26 protein-coding genes and 1 pseudogene are annotated in these 25,361 nt (G+C 70.9%); 13 read left to right on the plus strand and 14 right to left on the minus strand.

The window, feature by feature from the left end; genetic code table 11:
• Positions 1 to 65 precede the first annotated feature (65 nt).
• From YWW_RS0110100 to YWW_RS0110110, 3 genes are all read right to left on the minus strand, one after another.
• Positions 66 to 455, minus strand: coding sequence for a DUF3151 domain-containing protein (locus YWW_RS0110100; RefSeq protein ID WP_035701413.1), 390 nt, complete (start codon positions 453 to 455; stop codon positions 66 to 68).
• Positions 456 to 521: 66 nt separating this feature from the next.
• Positions 522 to 1,901 (minus strand): Na+/H+ antiporter NhaA, encoded by a 1,380-nt coding sequence (gene nhaA, locus YWW_RS29505; protein WP_051325616.1) that lies wholly within the window; start codon positions 1,899 to 1,901, stop codon positions 522 to 524.
• Positions 1,902 to 2,046: 145 nt separating this feature from the next.
• Positions 2,047 to 2,466 (minus strand): Fur family transcriptional regulator, encoded by a 420-nt coding sequence (locus YWW_RS0110110; protein ID WP_026930025.1) that lies wholly within the window; start codon positions 2,464 to 2,466, stop codon positions 2,047 to 2,049.
• Positions 2,467 to 2,656: 190 nt separating this feature from the next.
• Between YWW_RS0110110 and YWW_RS0110115 the strand changes: the two genes are divergently transcribed.
• Positions 2,657 to 4,126 (plus strand): catalase, encoded by a 1,470-nt coding sequence (locus YWW_RS0110115; protein ID WP_026930026.1) that lies wholly within the window; start codon positions 2,657 to 2,659, stop codon positions 4,124 to 4,126.
• Positions 4,127 to 4,453: 327 nt separating this feature from the next.
• Here YWW_RS0110115 and YWW_RS34970 read toward each other — a convergent pair whose 3' ends face one another.
• Positions 4,454 to 5,053 carry a helix-turn-helix domain-containing protein gene (locus YWW_RS34970; RefSeq protein WP_081687331.1) on the minus strand — a complete coding sequence of 200 codons (600 nt, stop codon included), beginning with the start codon at positions 5,051 to 5,053 and terminating at the stop codon, positions 4,454 to 4,456.
• Positions 5,054 to 5,149: 96 nt separating this feature from the next.
• On the opposite strand from YWW_RS34970, the gene YWW_RS0110130 reads away from it, so the two are divergent.
• Positions 5,150 to 5,935 carry a TSUP family transporter gene (locus tag YWW_RS0110130; RefSeq protein WP_026930028.1) on the plus strand — a complete coding sequence of 262 codons (786 nt, stop codon included), beginning with the start codon at positions 5,150 to 5,152 and terminating at the stop codon, positions 5,933 to 5,935.
• Here YWW_RS0110130 and YWW_RS0110135 read toward each other — a convergent pair.
• On the minus strand, positions 5,925 to 7,028 hold the full coding sequence (locus YWW_RS0110135; protein ID WP_026930029.1) for a calcium:cation antiporter: 1,104 nt from the start codon (positions 7,026 to 7,028) through the stop codon (positions 5,925 to 5,927). The genes YWW_RS0110130 and YWW_RS0110135 overlap by 11 nt on opposite strands.
• Before the next feature lie 114 nt (positions 7,029 to 7,142).
• Here YWW_RS0110135 and YWW_RS0110140 point away from each other — a divergent pair, with 114 nt between their 5' ends.
• Positions 7,143 to 8,522, plus strand: coding sequence for an aldehyde dehydrogenase family protein (locus YWW_RS0110140; RefSeq protein ID WP_026930030.1), 1,380 nt, complete (start codon positions 7,143 to 7,145; stop codon positions 8,520 to 8,522).
• A 251-nt stretch (positions 8,523 to 8,773) separates the two neighbouring features.
• On the opposite strand, the gene YWW_RS0110145 is transcribed toward YWW_RS0110140, so the two are convergent.
• Entirely contained in the window at positions 8,774 to 9,256 is a 483-nt protein-coding gene (locus YWW_RS0110145; RefSeq protein ID WP_026930031.1) for a MarR family winged helix-turn-helix transcriptional regulator, read from the minus strand.
• A 93-nt stretch (positions 9,257 to 9,349) separates the two neighbouring features.
• Here YWW_RS0110145 and YWW_RS0110150 point away from each other — a divergent pair, with 93 nt between their 5' ends.
• From YWW_RS0110150 to YWW_RS0110160, 3 genes are all read left to right on the plus strand, one after another.
• A complete protein-coding gene (locus YWW_RS0110150) occupies positions 9,350 to 9,772 on the plus strand; it encodes a nuclear transport factor 2 family protein (protein WP_026930032.1) in 423 nt (140 codons plus the stop codon).
• Positions 9,773 to 9,798: 26 nt separating this feature from the next.
• The gene (locus YWW_RS0110155) at positions 9,799 to 10,650 is read left to right on the plus strand and encodes a haloalkane dehalogenase (protein WP_026930033.1); all 852 of its coding nucleotides are present in this window, start codon (positions 9,799 to 9,801) and stop codon (positions 10,648 to 10,650) included.
• Between the two features lie 502 nt (positions 10,651 to 11,152).
• Positions 11,153 to 12,574, plus strand: coding sequence for an RICIN domain-containing protein (locus YWW_RS0110160; RefSeq protein WP_035704297.1), 1,422 nt, complete (start codon positions 11,153 to 11,155; stop codon positions 12,572 to 12,574).
• A 61-nt stretch (positions 12,575 to 12,635) separates the two neighbouring features.
• Here the strand turns inward: YWW_RS0110160 and YWW_RS0110165 are convergent, their stop codons facing one another.
• On the minus strand, positions 12,636 to 14,708 hold the full coding sequence (locus YWW_RS0110165) for a PhoX family protein (protein WP_026930035.1): 2,073 nt from the start codon (positions 14,706 to 14,708) through the stop codon (positions 12,636 to 12,638).
• Between the two features lie 298 nt (positions 14,709 to 15,006).
• Between YWW_RS0110165 and YWW_RS0110170 the strand changes: the two genes are divergently transcribed.
• Positions 15,007 to 15,198 carry a hypothetical protein gene (locus YWW_RS0110170; RefSeq protein WP_155830086.1) on the plus strand — a complete coding sequence of 64 codons (192 nt, stop codon included), beginning with the start codon at positions 15,007 to 15,009 and terminating at the stop codon, positions 15,196 to 15,198.
• A gap of 82 nt (positions 15,199 to 15,280) precedes the next feature.
• Here YWW_RS0110170 and YWW_RS0110175 read toward each other — a convergent pair whose 3' ends face one another.
• Positions 15,281 to 16,201, minus strand: coding sequence for a LysR family transcriptional regulator (locus YWW_RS0110175; RefSeq protein WP_162145932.1), 921 nt, complete (start codon positions 16,199 to 16,201; stop codon positions 15,281 to 15,283).
• Positions 16,202 to 16,284: 83 nt separating this feature from the next.
• Here YWW_RS0110175 and YWW_RS29510 point away from each other — a divergent pair, with 83 nt between their 5' ends.
• Genes YWW_RS29510 through YWW_RS0110195 form a run of 4 tightly spaced genes read left to right on the plus strand, consistent with a single transcriptional unit; the run spans position 16,285 to position 20,266 of the window.
• Positions 16,285 to 17,679 (plus strand): dihydroorotase, encoded by a 1,395-nt coding sequence (locus tag YWW_RS29510; protein WP_051325617.1) that lies wholly within the window; start codon positions 16,285 to 16,287, stop codon positions 17,677 to 17,679.
• A complete protein-coding gene (locus YWW_RS0110185) occupies positions 17,676 to 18,479 on the plus strand; it encodes an ABC transporter permease (protein ID WP_026930038.1) in 804 nt (267 codons plus the stop codon). Before YWW_RS29510 ends, YWW_RS0110185 begins: the two co-directional genes overlap by 4 nt.
• Positions 18,476 to 19,273: an ABC transporter ATP-binding protein gene (locus YWW_RS0110190; protein ID WP_026930039.1), complete on the plus strand. Its 798-nt coding sequence runs from the start codon at positions 18,476 to 18,478 to the stop codon at positions 19,271 to 19,273. The genes YWW_RS0110185 and YWW_RS0110190 overlap by 4 nt, the downstream gene beginning before the upstream one ends.
• 33 nt (positions 19,274 to 19,306) lie before the next feature.
• Positions 19,307 to 20,266, plus strand: coding sequence for an ABC transporter substrate-binding protein (locus tag YWW_RS0110195; protein ID WP_081687333.1), 960 nt, complete (start codon positions 19,307 to 19,309; stop codon positions 20,264 to 20,266).
• A gap of 30 nt (positions 20,267 to 20,296) precedes the next feature.
• Here the strand turns inward: YWW_RS0110195 and YWW_RS0110200 are convergent, their stop codons facing one another.
• The 3 genes from YWW_RS0110200 to YWW_RS0110210 are packed head-to-tail and all read right to left on the minus strand — an operon-like array spanning position 20,297 to position 21,722.
• Positions 20,297 to 20,866: a TIGR03086 family metal-binding protein gene (locus YWW_RS0110200; RefSeq protein WP_026930041.1), complete on the minus strand. Its 570-nt coding sequence runs from the start codon at positions 20,864 to 20,866 to the stop codon at positions 20,297 to 20,299.
• 2 nt (positions 20,867 to 20,868) lie between these two features.
• Positions 20,869 to 21,354: an SRPBCC family protein gene (locus YWW_RS0110205; RefSeq protein WP_026930042.1), complete on the minus strand. Its 486-nt coding sequence runs from the start codon at positions 21,352 to 21,354 to the stop codon at positions 20,869 to 20,871.
• Entirely contained in the window at positions 21,351 to 21,722 is a 372-nt protein-coding gene (locus tag YWW_RS0110210) for an ArsR/SmtB family transcription factor (protein WP_026930043.1), read from the minus strand. Before YWW_RS0110210 ends, YWW_RS0110205 begins: the two co-directional genes overlap by 4 nt.
• A gap of 62 nt (positions 21,723 to 21,784) precedes the next feature.
• On the opposite strand from YWW_RS0110210, the gene YWW_RS38220 reads away from it, so the two are divergent.
• The gene (locus YWW_RS38220; RefSeq protein ID WP_425402690.1) at positions 21,785 to 22,117 is read left to right on the plus strand and encodes an aromatic-ring hydroxylase C-terminal domain-containing protein; all 333 of its coding nucleotides are present in this window, start codon (positions 21,785 to 21,787) and stop codon (positions 22,115 to 22,117) included.
• A 42-nt stretch (positions 22,118 to 22,159) separates the two neighbouring features.
• Here the strand turns inward: YWW_RS38220 and YWW_RS38225 are convergent.
• Both YWW_RS38225 and YWW_RS0110220 read right to left on the minus strand, forming a co-directional pair.
• Positions 22,160 to 22,516: pseudogene (locus YWW_RS38225) on the minus strand (SRPBCC family protein); the annotation flags it as partial.
• 9 nt (positions 22,517 to 22,525) lie between these two features.
• The gene (locus YWW_RS0110220; protein ID WP_245595396.1) at positions 22,526 to 23,026 is read right to left on the minus strand and encodes a hypothetical protein; all 501 of its coding nucleotides are present in this window, start codon (positions 23,024 to 23,026) and stop codon (positions 22,526 to 22,528) included.
• Positions 23,027 to 23,100: 74 nt separating this feature from the next.
• On the opposite strand from YWW_RS0110220, the gene YWW_RS0110225 reads away from it, so the two are divergent.
• On the plus strand, positions 23,101 to 23,568 hold the full coding sequence (locus YWW_RS0110225; protein ID WP_026930045.1) for an SRPBCC family protein: 468 nt from the start codon (positions 23,101 to 23,103) through the stop codon (positions 23,566 to 23,568).
• Positions 23,569 to 23,687: 119 nt separating this feature from the next.
• Here YWW_RS0110225 and YWW_RS33970 read toward each other — a convergent pair.
• Positions 23,688 to 25,361 (minus strand): cellulose-binding domain-containing protein (locus YWW_RS33970; protein ID WP_211228504.1); only part of this gene is annotated, 1,674 nt, incomplete at its 5' end.

Genomic DNA, 25,361 nt, shown 5'->3' on the forward strand with positions numbered 1-25,361 from the left:
AGTTGACAGGGGACGCCTCCGGCCCGAGCGGCTGTGCCGCTCGGGCCGGAGGCGTCCCTGCACGTCTAGGTGAGGGCGTCGGCCGCGGCCGGGTCGGAGTCGCGCAGGAACTGGGCGCAGCGGGCGGCCTCGTCGGCCTCGCCGATCGCCGCGGCGGCGCGCGAGAGCTGGTAGAGCGACTTGAGGAAGCCGCGGTTCGGCTTGTGCTCCCACGGGATCGGGCCGTGGCCCTTCCAGCCGCTGCGCCGCAGCTGGTCGAGACCCCGGTGGTAGCCGGTGCGGGCGAAGGCGTACGCCGTCACGTCGTCGCCGCTCTCCAGTGCGTTCTTGGCCAGCCGCGCCCAGGCCGCGCAGAACCACGGGAATTGCCGGACCGTGTCCTCCGGCGAGTGCTCATCGAGGTATTTCCTGGCCTCGGTGTCCTCGGGGAGCAGCGTGTCCGGGGGCTGAGCCATGAGATTCTGCGGAGCCAATGCGGTGTCCTCACTCTGAGATCGAGTCGCTCGTGAACTGAGCCAAGCCTAACGCCCCCCGGTCGCGTCCTCGCGGGGCTCACCGCGCCTCGGCGCGGCCACGCTCAGCACCGCCGCGCCCAGGACGGCGGCCACGAACGAGCCGCCCAGGACGCCGATCTTGGCCTCGTCGGTCAGCAGCTCGGCGTCGCCGCCGCCGAAGGCCAGCTCGGTGATGAACAGCGCCACGGTGAAGCCGACGCCGGCGACGGTGGCCAGGCCCGTCAACAGCCGCCACGACGTCTCCTCGGGCAGCCGGCCCAGGCCGGTCTTGACCACCAGCCAGGTCGTGGCCGCCACGCCGATGATCTTGCCGGCCACCAGGCCCACGGCGATCCCGATCGTCACCGTCGAGCCGACCGCGGCCGCCAGCAGGTCCCCGCTGAGCGCCACCCCGGCGTTCGCGAGGGCGAACAGCGGCAGCACCACGAACGAGGAGAAGGGGTGGAAGCGCTCTTGGATGCGCTCGGACGGCGCGGCGGCGTCGCGGGTGAGCTTGACGAGCCGCTCGGTCTCGGCGGCGGTCAGCCCGCCCTCGGCCATCTCCTGGGCCTTGGCGTGGGCGACCGCGGGATCGAGCAGGGGCTTGGCCGAGATGACCAGGCCCATGATGACGCCGGCGATCGTGGCGTGGACGCCCGATTCGAGCATCGCCACCCACAGGGCGACGCCGATGACGACGTAGACCGGCGCCGACCAGACGTTGACCAGCCGCATCGCCACGGCCGCCAGCACCAGGGCCGCGGCGGCGGCGAGCCAGCCCATCGACAGGTCGTCGGTGTAGAACACGGCGATGACGGCGATGGCGCCCAGGTCGTCGACGATCGCGAGGGTGAGCAGGAAGATCCGTGCGGGCGAGGGGATGCGGCTGCCGAACAGGGCGAGGATGCCGAGCGCGAAGGCGATGTCGGTGGCCATCGGGACGCCCCAGCCGTGGGCGCCCTCGCCGCCGAAGTTGAAGCCGGTGTAGATCAGGGCCGGGACGACCATGCCGCCCGCGGCGGCGGCGATGGGCGTGACGGCGGTGCGGACGTTGTGCAGCTCCCCCGAGACGATCTCGCTCTTGATCTCCATGCCGACGACGAAGAAGAAGATCGCCATCAGGCCGTCGTTGATCCAGTCCTGGAGGGTGTGCGAGAGGGCGAAGTCGCCGATCCGGAGCGTGATGTCCATGCCCCACAGGGCGGTGTAGGACTCGCCCCACGGCGAGTTCGCCCACAGCATGGCGACGACGGCGCAGACGAGCAGGACGATGCCCGCGGCCGGTTCGATCTTGAGGAATTCGGCGGCGGGGCGGCCGAAGTAGCGGGCCAGGGGCTGCCGCGAGTACAGGAAGGCGGGGCCGGAGCGCCAGATGGGGGATTTCCAGGGTTCCTTCGCGAGCCTCATGCGAGGGAGCCTAGCGAGCGGCGAGGCGCGGCCGATGGGTGTCGCCGCTTTTCGCGCGTCGCGGCGGGCGCTGGAGACGTGCGAGGGGGCCCGCTTCGGCCGCGGCGCACCGGCGCGGGCCCGGCGGCGCGCTCCCGCGGGCCGCTCAGCGGGCCGGGGCGCACTCGGGGCACAGCCCGCGGAAGGTGATGGAGGCCTCGGTGACGGTGAAGCCGTGCCGTTCGTCGCCGGGGAGCCACTCGAGGGGGTCGGCGACGGTGTGGACGTCCTTGGTGACGCCGCAGCCGTCGCAGATGAGGTGGTGGTGGTCGTGGTCGACGTTCGGGTCGTAGCGCTTGGACCGGCCGTCGAAGTTGAGCTCGACGACCTCGCCGAGGGCGACCATCTCGTTGAGGGTGTTGTAGACGGTGGCGCGGGAGATCTCGGGCATGCGCTCGCAGGCGCGGTCGAGGATCTCCTCGGCGGTGTAGTGCACGTGGGCGCCCTCGAGCGTCTCGGCGATGACGCGGCGCTGCGGCGTCATGCGCCATTGGTGGCGGCGCAGCCGGGTAACGAGGTCACTCATGGTCGTCTCTCAGGGCGGTCTTCGGGAGCTTCACCCAGCCTAGCAGCAGGAACATTGTGGCACCACTTACCCAGGACTGGATCTTTCCTTAGACAGAGTCTAAGCTAGGATCGTGTCGAAGGCAGGAGACCCCGACCGGTCCGGCACATCGGATCGGGCTCTGATCCACCACAGTGAGGAAGGGCGCTTCATGAGCGAACAGTTCGACAACACCGCGGGACCGCTGACCACCGAGTCCGGCGCGCCGGTGGCCGACAACAACCAGAGCGAAGCGGCCGGTGTTGGCGGGCCGCTCCTCATCCAGGACCAGGTGCTGCTGGAGAAGCTCGCGCACTTCAACCGCGAGCGCATCCCCGAGCGCGTCGTGCACGCCCGCGGCGCCGGGGCCTACGGCACCTTCACCGCCACCGCCGACGTCACGCGGTACACCAGGGCCGCGTTCCTGAACACGGTCGGCAAGGAGACCGAGACCTTCCTGCGGTTCTCGACCGTGGCCGGGAACCTCGGCGCGGCCGACGCCGTGCGGGACCCGCGCGGCTTCGCGCTGAAGTTCTACACCGAAGAGGGCAACTACGACCTGGTCGGCAACAACACGCCGGTCTTCTTCATCCGCGACGCGATCAAGTTCCCCGACTTCATCCACACCCAGAAGCGGGACCCGTACACCGGCAGCCAGGAGGCCGACAACGTCTGGGACTTCTGGAGCCTGTCGCCCGAGTCGGTGCACCAGGTGACCTGGCTGCACGGCGACCGCGGCATCCCGGCGTCCTACCGGCACATGGACGGCTTCGGCTCCCACACCTACCAGTGGGTCAACGCCGAGGGCGAGCAGTTCTGGGTCAAGTACCACTTCAAGACCGACCAGGGCATCAAGTGCCTCACCTCGGACGAGGCCGACGAGCTGGCCGGCAGGGACCCCGACTCGCACCAGCGGGACCTGCGCGAGGCGATCGAGCGCGGCGAGTTCCCGTCGTGGACGGTCTACGTGCAGATCATGCCGGCCGCCGAGGCCGCGACGTACCGGTTCAACCCCTTCGACCTGACGAAGGTGTGGCCCAACAAGGACTACCCGCGGATCGAGATCGGCAAGCTGGAGCTGAACCGCAACCCCGACAACATCTTCGCGGAGGTCGAGCAGTCGATCTTCTCGCCGGCGCACTTCGTGCCGGGCATCGGGCCGAGCCCGGACAAGATGCTGCAGGGCCGCCTGTTCGCCTACGGCGACGCGCACCGCTACCGCGTCGGCATCAACGCCGACCACCTGCCGGTCAACCGCCCGCACGCCACCGAGGCGCGCAACGGCAACCGCGACGGCTACGCCTACGACGGCCGGCACGGCCGCCAGAAGAACTACGAGCCGAACTCGTTCGGCGGCCCGAACCAGACCGGGCAGCCGCTGTGGGCGCCGGTCGAGGTCAGCGGGGCCACCGGCGCGTGGGAGACCCCGCGCCACGCCGAGGACGACGACTTCGTGCAGGCGGGCGACCTGTACCGGCTCATGTCCGAGGACGAGCGCGACCGCCTCATCGCGAACCTGGCCGGCTCGCTCGCGAAGGTCAGCCGCGACGACATCGTCGACCGCGCCGTCGGGAATTTCGCGAAGGCCGATGAGGACTTCGGGAAGCGGCTCGCGGCGAGTGTGGCCGAACTGCGACAGTGAAGGACGCCGCTTCCCGAAGCGGAAAGCACAGCGGGAAGCGGCTCGCGGCCACCGTGGCCGAACTGCGACAGTGAAGGTCCACGCTGTGCTCGCCGGAACGGAGGGCGCAGCCCGAAGCGCGGTGGGGCCTCCCCGCCGCTCAAGTGAATAGACGCCGAGAGCGTACGGCGGGCCCATTGAAGCCGCCAGGGTCCGCCGCAGCTCCTCGACACGGCTCAGCAACGCCGGCTCCCCTGTCAACGCCGCGCTGAGCCACCACCGCCCGGCCGGGGTTTGAAGGGTTTCCCCGGCCGGGCACTTTCGTCCCCGTCTCCCGCCGCTCCCCCGCTAGTCCTCCAGGATCCGGCCGCACTCGCCGCATTCCGGCGGTTTCTGCCGCGGCACCTCCACGAACTCCTCGGCCACGATCCACAGGCGCCACGCGCGCTCGGACTCCCGGATCACCGTGATCGAGGTGATGTCGTCGCGGCTGGGCCGCTCGAGCCCCCAGTCGATGTTCAACGGCGTCCGGTGCTTCGCGAGCTTCACTTCGCGGCCTTTGAGGTAGTACCCGGCGCGCGAGTACACCAGCACCTGCTGCTCCCCGTGCTCCTTGGGCACCGGTTCGGGGCGGCGCTCGTTGATGAACGCGTGGTACTCGGTGTGGAGCTGGCGCGCGATCTGCTGGAGCGGCACCGACGAATACGCCTTGACCCAGCGGTTCGCCGACTGGTTCTTCCATCTGGTCAACCTCGCGGAGATCTCCGCGTACGTCAGCTTCGCGCGCCGGCGCCGCCACTCGGTCTGGAACACCGAAAGCGACCAGTTGTAAACGGCGCGAACCGCTTCCAATGTCTCCTCCAGGTTCCGCCGCTGCTCGTCATCGGGCGTGAACGTATACTCGTAACCGCGTTTCACCAAGTGGGTCATGGGTTTCGTCAAGTCCATGACCTGTTGATAGCAGATGATTACGGGCCGAAACGTGTTCCTCACCTCATCGGCGTGTCGGCTGGCCGTGCGGCTAGTTAAGCTCTGGCGGTGCCCATCGAGCTCGACGCCTCCCTGATCGCGCTGCTGGTGGCGGCCGCACTGTTCGCCGGCTGGATCGACGCGGTCGTCGGCGGCGGCGGGCTCGTGCAGCTGCCCGCGCTGATGGTCGCCTTCCCCCACGCGCCCGCCGCGCTCCTGTTGGGCACCAACAAGCTCGCGTCCATCTGCGGCACCTCGATCTCGGCGCTCACCTACGCCCGCACGATCAAGCTCGAGCACCGGCTGCTGTGGCCGACCGTCGCACTCGCGCTCGCCGGGGCGGGCGCGGGAGCGGCCGCCGCCACGGCCATCTCCTCACAGGCGTTGAAGCCCATCGTCATCGCGATCCTGCTGGCCGTGCTGGTCCTGGTCATGGCGCGGCCGAGGCTCGGCCTGGAGCCGCAGCCGAAGCTGCGCACCGCCTCCCGGGCCGCGGCGGTCATGCTCGTCTGCGGCGTCGCGGTCGCCTTCTACGACGGCCTCATCGGGCCCGGCACCGGCATCTTCCTGTCCGTGGCGTTCACCACGCTGCTCGGCTTCGACTACGTGACCGCCGCGGCGCACACGAAGGTGGTCAACGTCGCCACGAACCTCGGCGGGCTCGTCGTGTTCGCGCTCCAGGGCAACGTGTGGTGGCTGCTGGGCCTGGCGATGGGCGCGGCGACGATGACCGGCGCGTGGCTCGGCGCCCGCACGGCGATCGCGCGGGGCTCGGGCTTCGTGCGCGTCATCCTGCTCGTGGTCGTCCTGGCGCTCCTGGCGCGCCTCGGCTGGGACGTGTGGGCCGCCTTCAGGGATTGACGGCCAGGAATAGGAAGGCCGCCATGAGCACCAGGTGCACGCCGCCTTGAAGGCGGGTGGCCCGGCCGGGCACCACCGTCAGGACGCTGACGACCACGGTGAGCGCCAGCAGCACCATCTGCGTCGGGCCCAGGCCGAGCAGGAGCGGCCCGTCCAGCCAGATCGAGGCCACCGCGATCGCCGGGATCGTCAGGCCGATGCTGGCCATCGCCGAGCCGTAGCCGAGATTGAGGCTGATCTGGATGCGCCGCCGCAGCGCGGCCCTGGCCGCCGCGATCGACTCGGGCAGGAGCACCAGCAGCGCGATGACCACGCCCACGAACGAGGGCGGGAAGCCCACGGCCTTCACGCCCGACTCGATCGCCGGGGAGGCGATCTTCGCGAGCCCGACGACGGCCACGAGCGCGACCATGAGCAGCCCGAGGCTCAGCAGGGCGCGCCTGCCGCTGGGCGGGCTGGCGTGCTCGTGCTCGTGGACGACGCCGTCGTCGATGTCGACCGGCAGGAAGAAGTCCCGGTGGCGCACGGTCTGGGTGAACACGAACATGCCGTACAGGGCCAGGGAGGCCAGCGCCGCGAAGACCAGCTGCGAGCTGGAGAACTCCGGGCCGGGCTGGGAGGTGGTGAAGGTCGGCAGCACCAGGCACACCGTGGCGAGCGTGGCGACCGTCGCCAGGGCCGCGCCGGAGCCTTCGGGGTTGAACACCGTCGTCCCGTAGCGGAGGGCGCCGACCAGGAGCGAGAGGCCGATGATGCCGTTGACGGTGATCATGACCGCGGCGAAGACGGTGTCGCGGGCCAGTGAGGACGACTCGGGGCCGCCGGAGACCATGAGGGTGACGATGAGGGCGACCTCGATGACCGTGACCGCGACGGCCAGCACCAGCGAGCCGAACGGCTCGCCGACCCGGTGGGCGACGACCTCGGCGTGGTGGACGGCGGCGAGGACCGAGCCGGCCAGGGCGGCGGCGACGATGACGACCACGGCGGCACCGAGGTGGTAGCGGCCCCACGTGAGGGCGAGCAGGATCACGCCGATGACGGGGACGAGAGCGGTCCAGGACAAGAGATTCGTTCGGATCGCGGCAGGCATGCCGAAATACTTTCATAAGAGCCGACCCGGCCGCCTCGGCTGTGCGTGGACCCACATCCGGGCGGGCCGCCGCCGCGTCCACCCGGCGGCGGCCCGAACCGATACGCTCGCAGCATGGTCAGCGCACACCTCTCGGACACCGTCGCCCGTCTCCGCTCCCACTACGACTCGGGGCGGACCAAGCCGATCCCGTGGCGCCTCGCGCAGCTCAAAGGGCTCGACCGGATGCTCAAGGAGTCCGGCGGGGAGCTCGTCGAAGCGCTCCGCGAGGACCTGGGCAAGGCCGCGCCCGAGTCGTTCCTCGCCGAGCTCGACTTCGTCGCCGCCGAGGTGCGCGGCATGCGCAAGCACCTGCGGTCGTGGCTGCGGACGAAGCGGGTGCACACGCCGCCGCACCTCCAGCCGGCGAAGTCGTACCTGCTGCGCGAGCCGCTCGGGCTGGTGCTGGTCATCGGGCCGTTCAACTACCCGGTGCAGTTGACGCTGGCGCCGCTGGTGGGCGCCCTGGCCTGCGGCAACGCAGTGATCGTGAAGCCCTCGGAGGCCTCGGCGCGGACCTCGGCGACGCTGGCGCGGCTGCTGGGCGAACACCTCGACCCCGACGCGGTGGCCGTCGTCGAGGGCGGGCCGGAGGCGACCTCGGCGCTGCTGGCCGAGCGGATGGACCACGTCTTCTTCACCGGCTCGGCCAGGGTGGGGCGGGTCGTCGCGAAGGCCGCGGCCGAGCACCTGACGCCGGTGACGCTCGAGCTGGGCGGGAAAAGCCCGGCGATCGTCGAGCCGGGCGTGGACCTGGCGGTGGCGGCGCGGCGGATCGCGTGGGCGAAGTTCATGAACGCCGGGCAGACGTGCCTGGCGCCGGACTACGTGATCGCGCTCGACGGGGTGGGCCCGGAGCTGGAGCGGCACCTGGCCGAGGCGGTGCGCGAGATGTACGGGCACGCCCCGGCCGACAGCGCCGACTACGGGCGGATCGTCGACGAGCGCTCCTTCGACCGCCTGGCCGCGCTCCTCGGCTCGGGCCGCCTGGTGTGCGGGGGCGGGCACAACCGCGAGACGCGGTACATCGCGCCGACGGTGCTGGCGGACGTGGACGCGAAGGACCCGGTGATGGCCGAGGAGGTCTTCGGGCCGATCCTGCCGGTGGTGGCGATGGCGACGCTCGACGAGGCGATCGCGCACGTCAACGCCGGGGAGAAGCCGCTGGCGCTGTACGCGTTCACGAACGCCGACGCCACGAGGCGCAAGCTGTTGACGCGGACCTCGTCGGGCGCGGTCGGGTTCAACGTGCCGACGGCGCACATCGACGTGCCGGGGCTGCCGTTCGGCGGCGTGGGGGCCTCGGGGATGGGCGCGTACCACGGGAAGTGGTCGATCGAGACGTTCAGCCACGCCAAGGCGGTGCTCGACAAGCCGCTCGCGCCGGACACGCTGCAGGTGGTCTACCCGCCGTTCACCTCGGTCAAGGAGAAGATCATGCGGCGGCTGCGCTAGGGCCTGGTTGAGCATTCCGGGCGAGGCGGTATCCGAGTCTATTTGTTCGCTCGCAGTGCCAAGATATGGCTCGCAAGCGTCGCAAAGAGGGCGGAGGGGCGCCCAGATCCCGGTGTTGGATCTGGGCGCCCCGACAACGCAGCCTTCCATTCAGCGCGAGCGCAGCGAGCACGTTCTCGGGCGGGGGCGGGCGACGGGCGGGACGAATGGGCCGGATAACGCCCGTCCGGAGTGCTCAACCAGGCCCTAGCTCACCAGGAGCCGCGGTCGGCGACGTGCTCGAGGAGCCGGTGCAGCAGGCCGGTGAGCCGTTCGCGCTCCTCGGCGTCGAAGGGGGCGAGGATCGCCGCGTTGGTGCGGGTGAGGATCGCGGCGAGCTGCCCGAGGCGCTCGCCTCCGGCCTCGGTCATGGAGACGACGTTGCGGCGCCGGTCGCCGGGGTCGGCCTCGCGCCGGACGTAGCCGTCGGCGGCGAGCTCGTTGACGGTGGCGACGAGGTCCGAGCGGTAGATGCCGGTCCGGTCCGAGAGCTGGGCCTGGCTGGAGGGCCCGAACTCGTCGAGCGTGGCGAGGACCGCGAAGTGGTATTTGCGGGCGCCGACGTCGGCGAGGGCGCCGTTCACGATCCGCTGGGTGTGGCCGGCGGTCATGCCGAGCAGCCTGCCGAACTGGGCGCGGAGCTGTTCGGGCGTCGGGTCGCTGTGCCCGAAGCGCGGCTCGGCGGGTGTCTCCATGGCGACGATCATACCTCTTGCATTAGTGGCACTAACGGTTTATATTCGTTAGCGAGACAAACATTAGTCTTCCTAACGTATGAGGAGACCGTTATGAACGACCGGCTCACGGCCGTCGCCGACCGCATCGAACTCACCGAACTGGTCGCCCGCGAGGCGTTCTGGCTCGACGCGCACCGCATCGAGGGCGCCGAGGCGTTCTTCACCGACGACGTCACCGCCGCCACCCCCGGCGGCGAGGCCGAGGGGGTGGCGGACCTCGCCGCGCTCGCGCACCGCTCGCACCATGAATACGAGCGCACCCACCACATCCCGAGCGGCATCGTGGTCGACCTCGACGGCGACGCCGCCGAGATCCGCTTCTCGGCGGTCGTCGTGTTCAACCGCCACGACGGCCAGGTGCTGGTGCGGACGGCGCGCTACCGGCTCGAGGCCCGCCGCACGGGCGCCGGCTGGCGCTTCTCCCGACTCGAGATCACCCCGGCGGCGGGCACCGCCCCGCTCCAGGGCGACTGACGGACCGATCAGAACAGGGGACCCTGATGCGCACCATCGACGTACTCGACACCCATATCGCCTATGTGGACGAAGGCACCGGCGGTCCGGCCGTCGTGCTCCTCCACGGCAACCCGACCTCCTCCCACATCTGGCGGAACGTCGTCCCGCTCCTGAGCGGCTCGGCCCGCGTCCTGGCGCCCGACCTCGTCGGCATGGGCGCCTCCGGCAAGCCCGACATCGGCTACCGTTTCGCCGACCACGCCGAGTACCTCGACGCCTGGATCGAGGCCCTCGGCCTCGGGGAGCTCGTCCTGGTCGGCTACGACTGGGGCGGCTCGCTCGCCCTCGACTGGGCCGCGAGGCATCCCGGCCGAGCCCGGGGCGTCGCCGTCATGGAGACGTTCCTGCGGCCGATGACCTGGGCCGAATACCCCGCCGGGGCCGTGGCGTTCTTCCGGCGCCTGCGCACACCGGGCGAGGGAGAGCAGATGGCGCTGGAGGAGAACTGGTTCATCGAGAACGCGGTGCGGGCGACCAACGGCGGCATCGCCGACGCCGACATGGACGTCTACCGCCGGCCGTATCCGACGCCGGCGTCACGCCGCCCGCTCCTCCAGTGGCCGCGCGAGATCCCGCTCGACGGCGAGCCCGCCGACGTGGCCGAGCGCTTCGAGGCCTACGGCGAGTGGATGGCCTCGACTCCGGAGGTGCCGAAGCTGCTGCTGACGGCCTCCCCGCAAGGCCTCGTCTCCCCCGCGATGATCGACTGGTCCCGCGAGCACATCGCCGGACTCGAGGTCGCGAGCCTGGGCGAGGAGGTCGGCCACCACGCGCCCGAGGACGCCCCGAAGGCGATCGGCGAGGCCGTCGCCGGTCTGCTCGAACGCCTGGCGTGACACGAAGTAGGCCCTGATCAACGTCGCCGTTGATCAGGGCCCATACCCCTCGAAGACAAGCGTCCGCGCCGCGGTGGGCGCAGCGGCCAGGACCGGAATCGAACCGGATGGCGCCCCCCGCAGGGCACCTGGCCTCCGATCGCCGTGGGGCGGTCAGGGCAGAACTCTACCAGACCACTTGCGCGCGCTACTGCCGCACCCTCACGTCGGCATTGTCAACGCTCCCAAGGACATACGCCTCACTCTGCGTCACCATGAGTCCCTTTTAGATATTCGCTGGAACGGCGGAGCCGCACCCGGCGCGCGGCGGGGCCGGGATCCGGTGGGCCGCACTTCCTCTGACCATATTTACAAGTATTTGAATATATGAAATGCTGAAAGTGCTCACCTCCGGCGACCGCGCGAACGCCGTGCGCCGCGCCCGACCCCGGACGGCCGGCGCCCTCCGCCGGCCCGAGCGGCACCGAGCCGGACGACCGGTGAGCCGAGCGAAAGGACCATCATGCGAATGGCATGGAAGGCCGTCCCGATCGGCGCCGCGGCGCTGCTCGCGGCCACGCTGGGCGCCGCTCCCGCCCAGGCGGCGCCCGAGACCTTCGTCAACGGCGGGCCGATCACCACCGTCGACGGCGAGCCCATGCACGCCCACGGCGGCGGCGTGATCGAGGACGGCGGCTACTACTACATGGTCGGCGAGCGCCGCGTCGACGGCGGCAACCTCTTCGAGGCGGTCGGCATGTACCGCTCGACCGACATGGTCAACTGGACCCACGTCAACGACATCCTCACCAAGGACTCGCACCCCGACCTCGACCCGGCGAACATCGAGCGGCCCAAGGTCGTCTACAACGCCGAGTACGACCACTACGTCATGTGGGGGCACAAGGAGAACGGCACCGACTACGGCGACGCCGAATCGGCGGTGGCCGTCTCGGACACCATCGACGGCGACTACACCTACCAGGGCTCCTTCCGGCCGCTGGGCCACATGTCGCGGGACCAGACCGTCTTCGTCGACGACGACGGCGCCGGCTACCTGATCTCGGCGGCCAACGAGAACTACGACCTGCACATCTACCGCCTGACCGACGACTACCTCGGCGTCGAGGAGCTGCTGTACTCCTTCGACGGCGACCACCGCGAGGCCCCGGCGATCTTCGAACGCGACGGCGTGCACTTCCTGGTCACCTCCGGCGCGACCGGCTGGAACCCGAACCAGGCGAAGTACGCGACCACCACGAGCTTCCCGACCGGCTGGAGCGAGTGGCGGAACCTCGGCAACGGCACCACCTACGACTCGCAGTCGACCTACGTGCTCGAGATCGCCGGATCGGAGACGACGTCCTACATGTACATGGGCGACCGGTGGGCGGGCGCCTGGGGCGGCAGCCCCAACGAGTCGGGCTATGTGTGGCTGCCGCTCAGGTTCCCGTCGAACACGTCCCTGGCCATGGACTGGCACCCGCAGATCACCATCGACACCGCCACCGGCGTCGTCGAGGGGACCGGCGGCGAGACGGTCACCATGACCGCCCGCCACTCCGGCAAATGCGCCGACGTGGTGAACGGCTCGACCGACGACGGCGCCGAGCTCATCCAGTACGACTGCAACGGCGGCCTCAACCAGCGCTGGCAGCTCCAGCCGAGCGGCGACGGCCACTACCAGGTGGTCGCCCAGCACTCCGGCAAGTGCATGGACGTCTCCGACGCCTCGACGGCCAACAACGCGCCGGTCATCCAGTGGCCGTGCAACGGGCAGGCCAACCAGCAGTGGCAGCTGCGCGACGCCGGGGGCGGCTACGTCGAGATCGTCTCCCGCCACTCCGGGAAGTGCCTGGACGTGGTCTCGGCCTCCACCGCCAATTCGGCCCGCCTCCAGCAGTACGACTGCTACGGCGGCACCAACCAGCAGTGGAGCCTGTGAGTCGCGCGCGGGGCGGCGGGCGAACGCCCGCCGCCCCGCGCGTTCGGGATCGAAGGGCCCGTCAGCGGCCGATGCGGCCGTAGCCCTCCTTGGTCACGTTGACCACCGAGGGGCGCACCATGGTCCCCGGGCCGTCGGGCCACTGCGAGGCGGGCTCCTCCACGCTCGCGCCGTCCACCTCGCCGGGGTGCTGCACGGCGACGAGGACGTGCCGGTCCTCCACAATCGGCCCGCAGGTCTCCGCTCCGATGGGGACGGTGAGGAACTGCTTGACCTGGCCGCGGTGCTCCCCGCTCAGCGCGACGCCGAACAGGCCGTCGTGCGAGCCGAGCGCGCTGCCGTCGGTCGAGATCCACAGGTTGCCGTGCGGGTCGAAGGCGACGTTGTCGGGGCAGGAGATCGGGCTGACCTGGTCCTTGGGGAAGCCGGCATAGTAGGTGCCCGGGTCCTCGGGGTCGCCGCACACGAGCAGCAGGCGCCAGGAGAACGCCGTGCCGGTCGCGTCGTCGTCCTCCACGACCTCGACGACCTGGCCGTGCTTGTTGGCATTGCGCGGGTTGGCCTCGTCGGCCCCCGGGTTGCCGTCCCCGCCCCGCGCGGAGTTGTTCGTCAGGGCGACGTAGACGGTCCCGGTGTACGGGTGCGGCTCGACGTCCTCGGGGCGGTCCATCTTGGTCGCTCCGACCTTGTCGGCCGCCAGGCGCGTGTAGACGTAGACCTCCTCGGCGCTCATGCCCTCGACGAACGACTCGTCGCCGCTGGCGAGCGGGACCCACTCGCCGACGCCGTCGAAGGCGCCGTCCGAGGGCAGGGCGCCGGAGCCGTCGATCTCCTCGGCGGGGCTGTTGCCGGTGAACTTCGCGACGTAGAGCGTGCCCTCGTCGAGGAGGGTGCGGTTGTGCCGCCGCGCCAACCAGCTGTTGCCGCGCTTCATCTTCTTGTCGGAGACGTATTTGTAGAAGTAGTCGAAGCGCTCGTCGTCGCCCATGTAGACGACGACGCGGCCGTCGCGGGCCAGGCGCGGCCCGCCGCCCTCGTGCTTGAAGCGGCCCAGCGCGGTGCGCTTGAGCGGCTTCGCGTCGGGGTCGAGGGGGTCGATCTCGACGATCCAGCCGTGCCGGTTGACCTCGTTGGGTTCCTGCGCGATGTCGAAGCGGGGGTCGAACTGCTCCCACTTGCGGCCGCTGGCACCGCCGCCGAGGCCGTAGCGGCTCAGCTTGGCCTGGTGGTCGGGGTCGGTGACCAGCTCGGCGTTGGCGAAGTACTGGTTGAAGTTCTCCTCGCCGGACAGGATCGTGCCCCACGGGGTGGTCCCGCCGGCGCAGTTGTTCAGGGTGCCGAGCACGACCGTGCCCGTCGGGTCGGCCGAGGTCTTGAGCAGCTCGCTCCCGGCGGCCGGGCCGGTGACCTCGAACTCGCTCGTCGCGGTGATCCGCCGGTTGAGGCGGTGGCCGACAACAGGGGTGAGCTTCCCGGACCAGCGGTTCTCGTCGAGGGCGACGACCGACATGCCGTGGGCGGCCCAGGCGATCTCGACCTGCTCGCGGGTCGGGGCCTCGGTATCGTAGCCGGCGAACATGAGCGCTTCGTCGGTGTACTCGTGGTTGGCGACCAGGACGCGGCGGCGCCACTCCCACGGCGCGTCCAGCAGGGCCAGGTAGTCGCAGTTGTAGCCGAACTGAGCGGCCTGGGCCTCGGGGGTCTGGGCGTCGGGGTCGAAGTCGGGCGCGCCGTCCAGGATCGGGTCGCCCCAGCGGATCACGACCTGCTGCTCGTAGCCTTCGGGGACGGTGACCTGGTCGTCGGTGTTGGGCGGCACCGGCTCGAAGCGCAGGCCGCGCGGCGTCCGGTCGTGGTCGGGCCGACCGGAGGTGGTCGTCTCGGCGGCGGCGGGCGCCGCCAGGGCCCCGGCGGCGCCGGCGGCGGCCGAGGCCACCACGCCGGCGCGCAGCAGCGAGCGGCGCGAGACGGCCTGGGCGATCAGGTCGTTCAGGTACGGGTTGTCCGACTTGTTCGGCACGGGGTGGTCGCACGCGTTGCCGCAGCGGTATTCGCACGTCATAGCCGCCCGACCCCCGGGGTGCGGGGTGAGCAGCGGCAGCTTGATCCGATTGGCGGTGGATCGGGGGCGCATGTCATCTCCAAAACAGTTCAACGATCGTGAGCGTCGCCGACTCAACGACGGGGACCATCGAACCGGCTCACCTCGACTCCGGACGCTATGCCGCACCGGAGGCCCGTTCCACCAACACCGTGTGAACAGCTGGCGAACGACCCCCGACCGGCACTCCCGGCCCAGCGGCCACAGGCGCGGCGACGAGGTGCGCGGCGGCGCCGCCAGCCCGGTCCTCCGCTGCTCGCGGACGTTCCTCTGCGCGGCCCGAACCACTACAATGGGACATACCGACGAACAGAGGGGGTACACCATGGGCTTGGGAGACAAGTTCAACGAGTGGAAGGACCGGCTGTCGGGGGCCGCGGAGGACGCCCAGGGCAAGGCCGGGGAACTGCTCGACCAGGCCAAGGAGTCGTCGATCGGCGAGCAGGCCGGTGAGGCCGCTCAGAACGCGAAGGACAAGGCGCAGGAGACCTTCGAGAACTTCAAGAACCAGCAGGGCCAGTAGGCCGCAAACCGGTCGGCGCCGTCGTCGACCATCGGGAAGGGCCGCGATTCCGCGGCCCTTCCCGTCTGCGCGGGAAGGGGTCTCAGCGCCGCGCCGCGCGCTTCCTCTGGAAGGCCGCAAGGTCGGCGCCGAACTCCCGCATCCAGCTCGGCGTCTCGGTGCGGTGCCAGGCCACGGCCAGCTCGCGGCCCATGAGACTGCCCTCCTGGGTGTGGACGGCCCTCGACGCCAGCTCGTAGCCGCGCAGGTCGACGGTGTCGCCGAAGACCGCGACGCCGAGGCCCGCCTCGGCGAGCGAGGCGAGGGTCTGGCCGACGTTGGAGCGGTAGACGATGCGCGGGAAGAGCCCGGCCGCCTCGCATTCCTGGACGAACAGGCGCCCGGCGATGAAGTTCGTGTCGTTCAGCACCAGCGGATACGGGATCAGCTCCTCGGCGGTGATGGCGTCCCCACCGTCGTCCAAGGCGTGCCCCTTGGGGAAGTAGGCGCGGACGGTGAGATGGGCCAGCGGGATCGCCTCGAGCTTGTCGCCGACGGGAAGCGAGACGATCGCCAGGTCGCACTCCCCGGCGGTGAGGCGCTCGCGCAGCTTCGCCGCCCCGTCCTCGATGACCTCGACGCGGACGGTCGGATGCGCCGGGATCCACTCGGCCAGGAACGGCGCCAGGTAGGAGCCCGCGGCGGTGGCGGCGGCGCCGAGCCTGATGCGGGACTGGAGGCCCTCGGCCAGGTCGGTCCGCAGGGCCGCGAGCGAGCCCGCGATGCGCTGCGCGTGCTCGGCCACGATCGTGCCCGCGGCCGTCAACCGGGCGCCCCTCGGGCCTCTGGCCAGCAGTTCCGCGCCGACGGCCCGCTCCAGGCGCGCCACCGCGCGGGACACCGAGGGCTGGGAGGTGTACATCCGCTCGGCCGCCGAGCGGAAGCTCCCGGTCGTCGCCACCGACACGAAGGCCTGGAGGTCCCTGAAAGCAACATCACCCGATACTGAATTCGGATCACTCATGACTTCAGTTCTAACACATTCGACATATAGCGTTCCTAGCATAGGTCCTGAGGACAGCCGACACCCAGCTAGGAGCATCGAGCATGGCCTTCGACATCGCGATCACCGGAGCCGAGATCGCCACGACCACCGGCGCCTTCGCAGCGGACGTGGGCGTCCGCGACGGCAAGGTCGCCGCCCTCGTCCAGCCCGGCGAGGACATCGAGGCGGCCGAGACCGTCGAGGCGGCGGGCCTGACCCTCATGCCCGGCCTCGTCGACGTCCACAGCCACCACCGCGAGCCCGGCTTCACGCACAAAGAGGACATCGCCAGCGCCACCGCCGCCTGCGCCGCCGGGGGCGTCACCACCACCTTCGCGATGCCGAACGTCTACCCCGTCCCGAACACCGCCGAGGCCCTCGAGTCGATGTTCGAGCGGTACCGCCGCTCGGCGATCGTGAACTGGAACGTGAACGCCGCGGGCACCGATGTGGACCAGATCCCGGCCCTCGCGGCCATGGGCATCGCGGCCTTCAAGGTGTTCATGGTCGTCGACACCGGCCGCGACTACCCGCACATGCCCGGCATCGGCGTCCACGACCACGGCAGGCTCATGGCGATCATGGAGGCCTGCGCGGCCGTCGACGTGCCGCTCATGGTCCACCCGCACGACCAGGCGCTCATGGACCACATCGAACGCGGCTTCTGGGAGCGCGGCGAGCGCGACGCGAAGGCCTACGCGAAGGCCTACGCCGCGCACGACGGCCTCATCTGGGACAGCGCCGTCGCCACCCTCCTGCGCCTCCAGGAGGCCACCGGCGTCCACCTCCACCTCCTGCACGTGCAGACCGAGCGCAGCGTCGAGCTCATCGCCCAGGCCAAGGCCCGCGGCCAGCGGGTCAGCGCCGAGGTCAACCCGTGGGCGCTGTTCCTCGGGAACGAGTGGGAGAACATCGAGCGGCTCGGCTCCTACGCCCTGTCGTACTGGGTCGACGAGCACCACGTGGCGGCCCTGTGGGACGGGCTGCGCGACGGCACGCTCGACCTGGTCTCGACCGACCACGCCCCGCACACCCGCGAGGAGAAGGAACCGGGCTGGACCGACGGCTGGAAGGCCAACACCGGCACCCCCTCGGCCCAGTTCTACGCCAGGATGATGCTGGACGCGGCCCACCGGGGGAAGCTGACGCTGGAGCGGGTCGTGGAGCTCACCGCCACCGCCCCGGCGCGGATCTTCCGCGTCGGCGGCAAGGGCTCGGTCACCGTCGGCGCCGACGCCGACCTCGTCCTGGTCGACCGCGCCCGCACGGCCGAGATCCGGGACGACGAGGTGCTCAGCAAGATCGGCTACAGCCCCTATGCGGGGCAGTCCTACACCGGGATGCCGGTGCGCACCTTCGTCGGCGGCCGCACCGTCTTCGCGGACGGCGAGGTCACCGGCCGCCCCGGCACCGGCACCCAGAGCCGCCGCCTCGACCGGGCGGTGTCGCTTCGATGAGCGAGGCGAGGCGGAGCGGGTTCTTCACGTGGCTCGGCGGCGCGACCAGGGGCGCGTCGCTGACCCGGCTGGTCCTGTCGCTCGCGCTGTTCCTGGCCGTCTGGCAGCTCGCGGCCCTGTACCTGGTCGACAACCGGCTCCTGATCGTCCCGTTCACCGAGGTCGCCTCGGCGCTGGTCGACGAGGTCGAAAGCGGCGCCTTCGCCGAGAACCTCTCCACGACCCTGCTCGAACTCGCGATCGCGTTCCCCATCGCCGTCGGCGGCGGCTTCGTCGTCGGCGCGATCCTGGCCGGGTCCAAACCGGTCCGCCAGACCCTCGACCCGATCCTGACGGCCATGTACTCCCTGCCGATCGTGGCCCTGGCGCCCCTGTTCACCGCCGGTCTCGGCTTCGGCGTCGCCAGCAAGGTCGCGATCGTCGTCCTCATGGCGGTCTTCCCCATCATCACCAACACCGACGCGGGACTGCGCAGCGCCGAGCCGAGCCTGGTCGAGACGGCCCGCTCCTACGGGGCCGGGCGCCTCCAGGTGCTCAGGACGGTGACGATCCCCCACTCGGTGCCGTTCCTCATCAGCGGCGTCCGCGTGGCGTTCGCGCGGGCCCTGGTCGGCGTGATCGTCGCCGAGTTCTTCGGCGCGATCGCGGGCGTCGGCTTCGCCATCGCCGCCGCGGCGCAGTCCTACCAGACCGCCCGCCTGCTCGGCTACGTCGTGGTGCTCGGGCTCATCGGCCTGCTCGCCTCGATCGGCCTCACCGCGCTCGAGCGGCGCCTCGCCCCCTGGAGGGAGGACTCATGACCGGAAACGAGAGCGGACGCCTCGTCGTCGACGGCGTCGACCTGGTGTTCCGGCCGCCGAGGCGGGAACCCGTCGTGGCGCTGGAGAGCCTCGACATGACCGTCGAGCCCGGCGAGTTCGTGTGCGTCGTCGGCGCCTCGGGCTCGGGCAAGTCGACGCTGCTGCGGCTACTGGACGGCCTGCTCGAACCCACCGCGGGCACCATCACCTCCGGCGGCGTCCCGGTGCGGGGGCCGAGCCCGGACCGGGCGATGGTCTTCCAGAGTGACAACCTGCTGCCGTGGGCGACCGTGGTCGACAACGTCGCCTACGGCCTCACCCTCAAGGGCGTGCGGCGCTCGCGGGCCCGCGAGGCGGCCATGCGGCAGCTCGAACTGGTCGGCCTGGCGGGCAACGAGAAGCAGTACCCCAGGCAGCTGTCCGGCGGGATGCGCCAGCGGGTCAACATCGCGCGGGCGCTGGCCGTCGACCCCGAGGTGCTGCTGCTGGACGAGCCGTTCGCGGCGCTGGACGCCCAGACCCGCGAGATCATGTCGTCCGAGCTGCTGCGGATCTGGTCGGCCGACCGCAAGACCGTGGTCTTCGTGACCCACCAGATCGACGAGGCGGTGTACCTGGCCGACCGCGTCGTGGTGCTGTCGGCCCGGCCGGGCACCGTCCGCGAGATCGTCCCGGTGCCGTTCGAGCGGCCCCGCGCGCTTCCGTTGAAGCGAACCCCGCAGTTCGGGCGGATCGTCGACCACATCTGGTCGCTGATCGAGGACGAGGTCCGCGGCAGTCTCGGGCTGACGTGACCGCACCACCGACGACCATGTGAAAGGAACGACATGACCACACGACGAAGTCTGCTCGCCGCGGTGCCATTGGCGGCGGCCGCACCGCTGGCCGCGTGCGGCGAGGATTCGGGCACCGCCAAGGTGACGGTCGCCGTCCTCGGCCCCGGGTCCCTCCAATGGCTGCACGCCATCGCCAAGGACCAGGGCTTCTATGAGGACGCCGGTGTCGAAGTCGAAGACGTCCAGGTGCAGAACTCCTCCTCGCTGGTGCAGGCGGTCTCCGCCGGCTCGGCGGGCGCGGGCATCGCCTTGGGCGACAACGTCATCACCGCCGTCGACGAGGGCGCGCCCATCGTCATCACCGGCACGCTGCTCCAGAAGGCCGCGCTGCGGCTGTACGGCGCCCCGGGGATCGCCTCGATCGCCGAGCTGGAGGGTGCCCAGGTCACCGCGGGCGCGGTCGAGGGCGGCACGTACGAGCTGCTGGTCTACATGCTCCAGGAGGCGGGCGTCGACCCGGCCTCGCTGACGCCGGTGGCGATCGCGAACTCCTCGGACCGGGTCGTGGCGATGGAGAACGAGCAGGTGCAGGGCGCGCTGCTCATCCCGCCGTTCGACACCGTCGCCGAGGAGGCGGGGGCGACGATGCTCGGCTGGTACGACCAGTACTGGCTGGAGACGCCCTTGATCGTGAACACGATGTGGGCCGAGGAGAACGAGGAGGCGGCCAAGGCGCTCAACCAGGGTTTGGCCGAAGGCGCGAAGTTCTTCGCCGACGCGGCCAATGAGGACGACTCGGTGCGGGTGCTCAAGGACTACTCCGGTGTGGACGAGAACGCCGCGCGGGCGGCGTTCGAGTTCATCCACGGCAACGAGATCTTCTCGCCGGACCTGTCCACCAACGAGGAAGGGCTGGTCAACATCGCGGAGATCGGCGAAGCGGTCTCCGGCCGGGACGCCTCGGGCTTCGACCCGGGCGACTACGTCGACAATTCCTACCTCGAAGGCTGAGGGCGCACGGGGCGTTCGCCCCGTGCGGGCTCAGTTCCCGGGCCTCCAGGCGGGGTCGCGGCCGATGAAGGCCACCAGCTCGTCCTGCGCGGAGGCGCCCGCGGCGACGGGCACGGCGGGGCCGTACTGCCCGCTGTCGCGCAGCATCGACTCGATGGGCTTCATGCCCTCCAGGGCGGCGCGGCAGCGCTCGGCGCCCAGGTCGATCTCGCGGCCGAGCGCCGTGGCGAGGTCCCAGGAGTGCATCCAGACGTCGTTGGTGTAGAAGCGGTCGATCGCCTCGTCCACGGGCATGTCGCCGGTGTGCGGGTTGCTGTGCACCCGTCCGGCGGGATCGTCCATGATGGCCTGGATCTCGGCGGTGTGCCGCTTCCAGGCGGCGGCCGGGTCGGCCTCGACGTCCAGGTCGCCGAGCTCGATCCCGGCGCCGGCCAGGAAGCCGCGGGACCACTCGACGAGGTGCTTCACGACGTCGATGGCCGTCCACGCCGCGACCGGGCTGGGCCGGGCCCAGTCGCCGGGCGAGGCGGACTCGACCAGTTCGGCGAAGCGGGCCGCGTCGCGCGCGTGCCGCTCGGCGGGGCCGTCGGGCGGTGCCATGTCTATTCGGCTCCCTTCGCGAGCAGGTCTTCGAGCTTCTCGTAGCCTTCGTTGACGCCGACGTCCATGCCGCTGGCGAGGATGCCGTCGCGGGTCTGGAAGTCCTCCACCACGCTCAGCGTCCGCAGCCGCGTGCGCCCGCCTTCGAGCGCCTCGAAGGTCAGCGTCTCCAGTGCGACGCCGTCGGGCTCGCCCTCGTAGGTGAAGGTCCACACGATCCGCTCGCCGGGCCGCACTTCGTGGAAGCTGCCGTAGAAGGCGGCGACCTCCTCGCCGTCGCGGTCGTTGGCGAAGGCCCACTCGCCGCCGGTGCGGGGCTCCCACTTGGTGATCCTCGTGGTCACCGAGCGCGGGCCGATCCACTGCGCGTAGAGCTCGGGGTCGGTGTGGGCGCGGAACACCCGCTCGGGGGCCGCGTCGAACTCCCGGACGATCTCGATCGTGGGGACCTTCGGGTCCGCCTCGATGCTGGTCTCGTGCTTGGTCATGATGCTTCCTTCCTCGTGTGGTCCCGCCGCCGGTCCTCGTCGTCGGCCATCCGGTCCAGGAGGGCGTCGAGGCGCCGGTAGCGCTCCTCGGCCTCCCGGCGGTAGCGCTCGATCCACGTCGTCATCAGGTCGAACACCTCCGCGTCCAGGTGGACCGGGCGGCGCTGGGCGTCTCTGCTGCGGCTCACCAGTCCGGCCTCTTCGAGCACCTTCACGTGCTTGGAGACCGCCTGGAGGCTCATGTCGTACGGCTCGGCCAGTTCGCTCACGGTCGCGTCCGAGCCGGCCAGTCTGGCCACCAGGTCGCGCCGGGTCGGGTCGGCCAGTGCCGCGAACGCCCGGTTGAGCCGCTCCGTGTTCTCGTCCACCGGCTTCCTCAACTTATCGGTTGAATACAAGACTAGGCCGCCGCGCGGCAGCTGTCAACCAATTGGTTGAGAAAGGTGGCGGCGCGCGGCGGCCCGGCGACCGCGTCCCGGACCTGGCGTGCGCGCTTCCCGACGGCGGCCCCACGCGCCTGCACGCCGAACTCGGGCGGCGATGGGCGCTGCTGGTTCCCTCCAGCGGAGGCGGAGCGCACCTCGCCGAGGCGCGGAAACGGCTCGGCGAGGTCGTCGCGCTCACGCCCGAGGACGGGGAGCGGCGGGACATATGGCTGGTGCGCCCCGACGCCCACCTCGCATGGCGCGGCGGCCCCGAAGCGGCGCCCCGGCTCGGCCGCTGGCTCGAAGGGGCGCTGCGGCACGGGACCGCCAGGCCCTAAGGTCCGCTCGTCGGCCTCGGCCGCGCGGGTCAGCGCCTCCACCGTCCGCTCGAGGCCGTCCTGCACCTCGCCGCCTTCGGCCTCTCGGACACTGTGGAGGCTGATCGTGATGCGGCTGCGGCCCGGCGACGACTCGTCCACTCGCAGCTCGCCGTGGTAGTCGTCGGGCCCTTCGGCGCCCCACTCCAGGCGGCGATCGGCGGGGCTCGGGCGGACCCAGGCCTCGCCCTCGACGTGGTCGCCGTGCACGTCCGCCTCGACGCGGACCGTCTCCCCGCCTTCGGGCTCGGCGGTCGTCATCTGCGGAAAGTAGCGCGGCAGGTTCCGCGGCTCGGCGAGAAAGCCGAACAGCGCGTCGGCGTTGACGTCGGCCTCCGCGGTGTGCGTGTACGTGGCCATGGTCGCTCCTCACTTCTCGGGTTCGGTCCGCCGCTCGGCGGCCGTCTCGTCGGGCGTGGCCTCGTGGCCGGGCCGGCCCGCCGAGCGGCGGCGGCGCTTCAGGTCGGCCTCGTGGACGTGCGGGAGGCCGCCGGTCAGCCGGCGCGCTTCGCGTTCGAGCTCGCGGAACAGCTCGTAGTAGGTGGCCTCGTAGTCCTCGATGACCTGGAACGTCCACCGTCCCGGCAGGACGTTGCGGCCGAGCAGCTCGAGGGCGAGCCGCTCGGCGATCCGCCGATGCCCGGCGGCCTCGAACAGGCCGACGGCCCGCTCGACCTTGAAGTCCGCCGAGCCGGTGAGCTGGTGGAAGGCGTACAGGTGCCCGCGCGCCACCTCGACGGTCTCGAGCGCCTCGGTCAGGGCGCCCACCGCGATGACCGTGGCCTCGTCCAGCGCCGCGCGCCACGGGCCGCCCAGCCGCCGGTCCCCGCACTCGTCCGCGTCGTCCGCGCCTTCGGAGGTGTACCGCATGGGCGCGGGGGTACCCGTCCACTGCGAAACGATGCACAAGTGATGCAAGAGAACCGAGTGAAGGAGGGTGTACGTTGAGCACCATCACCGAATCGGTCGACGTCCAGGTGCCGGTCTCCACGGCCTACAACCAGTGGACGCAGTTCGAGACGTTCCCCGCGTTCATGGAAGGCGTCGAGGAGATCCGGCAGGTCGACGACACGCACACGCACTGGGTGACGAACATCGACGGCGTCAGCCGCGAGTTCGACGCCACGATCACCGAGCAGCACCCCGACGAGCGGGTGGCGTGGAAATCCGACAACGGCCCCACTCACGCCGGTGTCATCACCTTCCACCGGCTCGACGACGCCACCACCCGCGTCACCGCCCAGATGGACATCGACCCCGACGGTTTCATCGAGAAGGCCGCCGACAAGCTCGGCATCCTGAACCACCGCGTCAAGGGCGACATGCAGCGGTTCAAGGGCTTCATCGAGCAGCGCGGCCACGAGACCGGGGCGTGGCGCGGCGACGTGCCCCCGCCGGGCACCGCGTTCTGAGCCGGGCCCCGCTCGCGCGGCCCCGGGTCCGGGGCCGCCGCGGCACGGTCGCCTCAGGGCGGCCCGCACGGTCCGGGCCCGCGGCGATGTCGCCGCGGGCCCCTTCATTCGCACTGGCGTCAGTTCGGTGAGTGGACCGTCCCGTCGTCCCAGTCACGGGTGGCGCCGCGCAGGTACCACGAGGAACCGCTCGCCTGGGTGCTGCCGCTGAAGTGCTGCTCGATCGAGCCCTCGAACGGCGTCGCCGAGGCGTTCCCGCCGTAGGCGTCGGTGTAGACCGTCGTCAGCCCGCCGGGGGCCTGCAGCGAGAACCCGCCGGGGCGGTACTCCCGCAAGGTCCCCTTGAACGGCGAACGCGGATCGTCCCAGGCCAGCCGCTGCCCGCCGCCGGCCTGCAAGGCCTCCTCGCAGTTCGGGCCGCCCAGCAGGTCCGGCTCGTAGCACAGGTCCAGCACCCGTCCCATGCTGTTCGGCAGCGAGGGGTCGTAGTACCGCTGCGAGTCGACCACGTAGAACAGCGGCGAGAGGCTGAACTCCACACCGGCGCCGCTGATCTGCGAGTTCCCGAACCAGAAGTCGTCCATGTCCGAGACGTTGAACGGCACCGGCTCCGGATAGAGCGGGTCGAAGTGCGTGTCGCCGCGACGGATCGCGTCGATGCATCCCGACTCGGCGATCAGGCGCCCGGGCGTCACGTACTCCGAGGGCGAGTCGGCCGGCACCGGCGTCCCCACCTCAATCCGCTGGCCGCCGAAGCCGGGGCACTCGGAGGGGCTGAACCCGCCGGCCACGCCGAACGGCATCATCACCGCGATGTCGGCCTGCACCGTCTGCCCGTTCGCGGTGCACCTGATGTTGCTGATCAGCTCGTGCACGTTGTTCTTGAACGCGTCCGGGGAGTGCGTGCCCTGGTGGATCTTCAAGAGGATGTCGCACGCGGCCAGGGACGGGCCCTGCGGCGGGAAGAACGCCGAGCCGTCATCGCCCTGGATCACGTCCACGCTCTCGGCAAGGATCTTGTGCCCCACGTGGTCCTCGTGCCGGTGGCTCGGCTCGGGCAGGCTGTCGACCTGCACCTCGCTGACGTACCCGAACGGCGGGAAGCCGCTCTCGTCGAACAGCGGCGAGGGACGCGGGTCGTCGCCGTGCTCGTGCCCGAACGAGCACCCGCTCGGATCCTGCGTGGGATGCCAGGTCGGATACACCTTCCCGTCGGGCCCGTACACCCAGTACCGGGCGTGGACCTCGTTGGAGCACTCCCCGGCCCGCGGCTCGTAGCCCTTCGGGTCGGATTCCAGGATCAGCTCGTAGGCCCTGCTGAGCTCGGCGTCGGCCGGCGGCAGGTCTTGGCCCCACAGGGGGTTCGTCGGGTCGGGATCCGGATCGGGGTCCGGATCGGGGTCGTCCTGGTTGTTGCAGACGTCGCCGTTGATGGTGAACTGGCCGGGCGCGGTCGAGCTGCCCGAGCCGACGAAGCCGAAGACCTCGCGGCTCTGGCCGGAGGCGATGGAGCCGTTCCATCCGACGTCGGAGCCGGTGAAGGTCGAGCCGCTCTGGCTCCAGTCGACGTTCCAGGCGCTCTGGACGGAGGTGCCGGAGGGGAAGTCCCAGGCGATCTCCCAGCCGTTGATCGGCTCGTCGGCGGTGACGACGATGTTGGCCTGGAAACCCCCGCCCCAGCTGCTGATGACGTTGTAGTCGACCTCGCATCCCGCTTCGGCGGACGCCTGGTTCGCCGAGGCGATGGTCAAGGCGCCGGCACCGAGCGCGGCGACGGCCGCGGCGGTGACCGC

Source organism: Glycomyces tenuis DSM 44171 (genome assembly GCF_000427885.1).
Lineage (GTDB): Bacteria > Actinomycetota > Actinomycetes > Mycobacteriales > Micromonosporaceae > Glycomyces > Glycomyces tenuis.

Excerpts from the sequence above, each read along its gene's own strand:
- YWW_RS0110190 (WP_026930039.1), top strand. The coding sequence starts at position 18,476 with ATGACCGGAAACGAGAGCGGACGCCTCGTCGTCGACGGCGTCGACCTG.
- YWW_RS0110140 (WP_026930030.1), top strand. The coding sequence starts at position 7,143 with ATGGTCAGCGCACACCTCTCGGACACCGTCGCCCGTCTCCGCTCCCAC.
- YWW_RS34970 (WP_081687331.1), bottom strand. The coding sequence starts at position 5,053 with ATGGACTTGACGAAACCCATGACCCACTTGGTGAAACGCGGTTACGAG.
- YWW_RS0110145 (WP_026930031.1), bottom strand. The coding sequence starts at position 9,256 with ATGGAGACACCCGCCGAGCCGCGCTTCGGGCACAGCGACCCGACGCCC.
- nhaA (WP_051325616.1), bottom strand. The coding sequence starts at position 1,901 with ATGAGGCTCGCGAAGGAACCCTGGAAATCCCCCATCTGGCGCTCCGGC.
- YWW_RS0110155 (WP_026930033.1), top strand. The coding sequence starts at position 9,799 with ATGCGCACCATCGACGTACTCGACACCCATATCGCCTATGTGGACGAA.
- YWW_RS0110150 (WP_026930032.1), top strand. The coding sequence starts at position 9,350 with ATGAACGACCGGCTCACGGCCGTCGCCGACCGCATCGAACTCACCGAA.
- YWW_RS0110115 (WP_026930026.1), top strand. The coding sequence starts at position 2,657 with ATGAGCGAACAGTTCGACAACACCGCGGGACCGCTGACCACCGAGTCC.
- YWW_RS0110135 (WP_026930029.1), bottom strand. The coding sequence starts at position 7,028 with ATGCCTGCCGCGATCCGAACGAATCTCTTGTCCTGGACCGCTCTCGTC.
- YWW_RS0110205 (WP_026930042.1), bottom strand. The coding sequence starts at position 21,354 with ATGACCAAGCACGAGACCAGCATCGAGGCGGACCCGAAGGTCCCCACG.
- YWW_RS0110220 (WP_245595396.1), bottom strand. The coding sequence starts at position 23,026 with ATGCGGTACACCTCCGAAGGCGCGGACGACGCGGACGAGTGCGGGGAC.
- YWW_RS0110100 (WP_035701413.1), bottom strand. The coding sequence starts at position 455 with ATGGCTCAGCCCCCGGACACGCTGCTCCCCGAGGACACCGAGGCCAGG.
- YWW_RS0110160 (WP_035704297.1), top strand. The coding sequence starts at position 11,153 with ATGCGAATGGCATGGAAGGCCGTCCCGATCGGCGCCGCGGCGCTGCTC.
- YWW_RS0110195 (WP_081687333.1), top strand. The coding sequence starts at position 19,307 with ATGACCACACGACGAAGTCTGCTCGCCGCGGTGCCATTGGCGGCGGCC.
- YWW_RS0110165 (WP_026930035.1), bottom strand. The coding sequence starts at position 14,708 with ATGCGCCCCCGATCCACCGCCAATCGGATCAAGCTGCCGCTGCTCACC.
- YWW_RS0110175 (WP_162145932.1), bottom strand. The coding sequence starts at position 16,201 with ATGAGTGATCCGAATTCAGTATCGGGTGATGTTGCTTTCAGGGACCTC.
- YWW_RS0110200 (WP_026930041.1), bottom strand. The coding sequence starts at position 20,866 with ATGGCACCGCCCGACGGCCCCGCCGAGCGGCACGCGCGCGACGCGGCC.
- YWW_RS0110185 (WP_026930038.1), top strand. The coding sequence starts at position 17,676 with ATGAGCGAGGCGAGGCGGAGCGGGTTCTTCACGTGGCTCGGCGGCGCG.
- YWW_RS0110110 (WP_026930025.1), bottom strand. The coding sequence starts at position 2,466 with ATGAGTGACCTCGTTACCCGGCTGCGCCGCCACCAATGGCGCATGACG.
- YWW_RS29510 (WP_051325617.1), top strand. The coding sequence starts at position 16,285 with ATGGCCTTCGACATCGCGATCACCGGAGCCGAGATCGCCACGACCACC.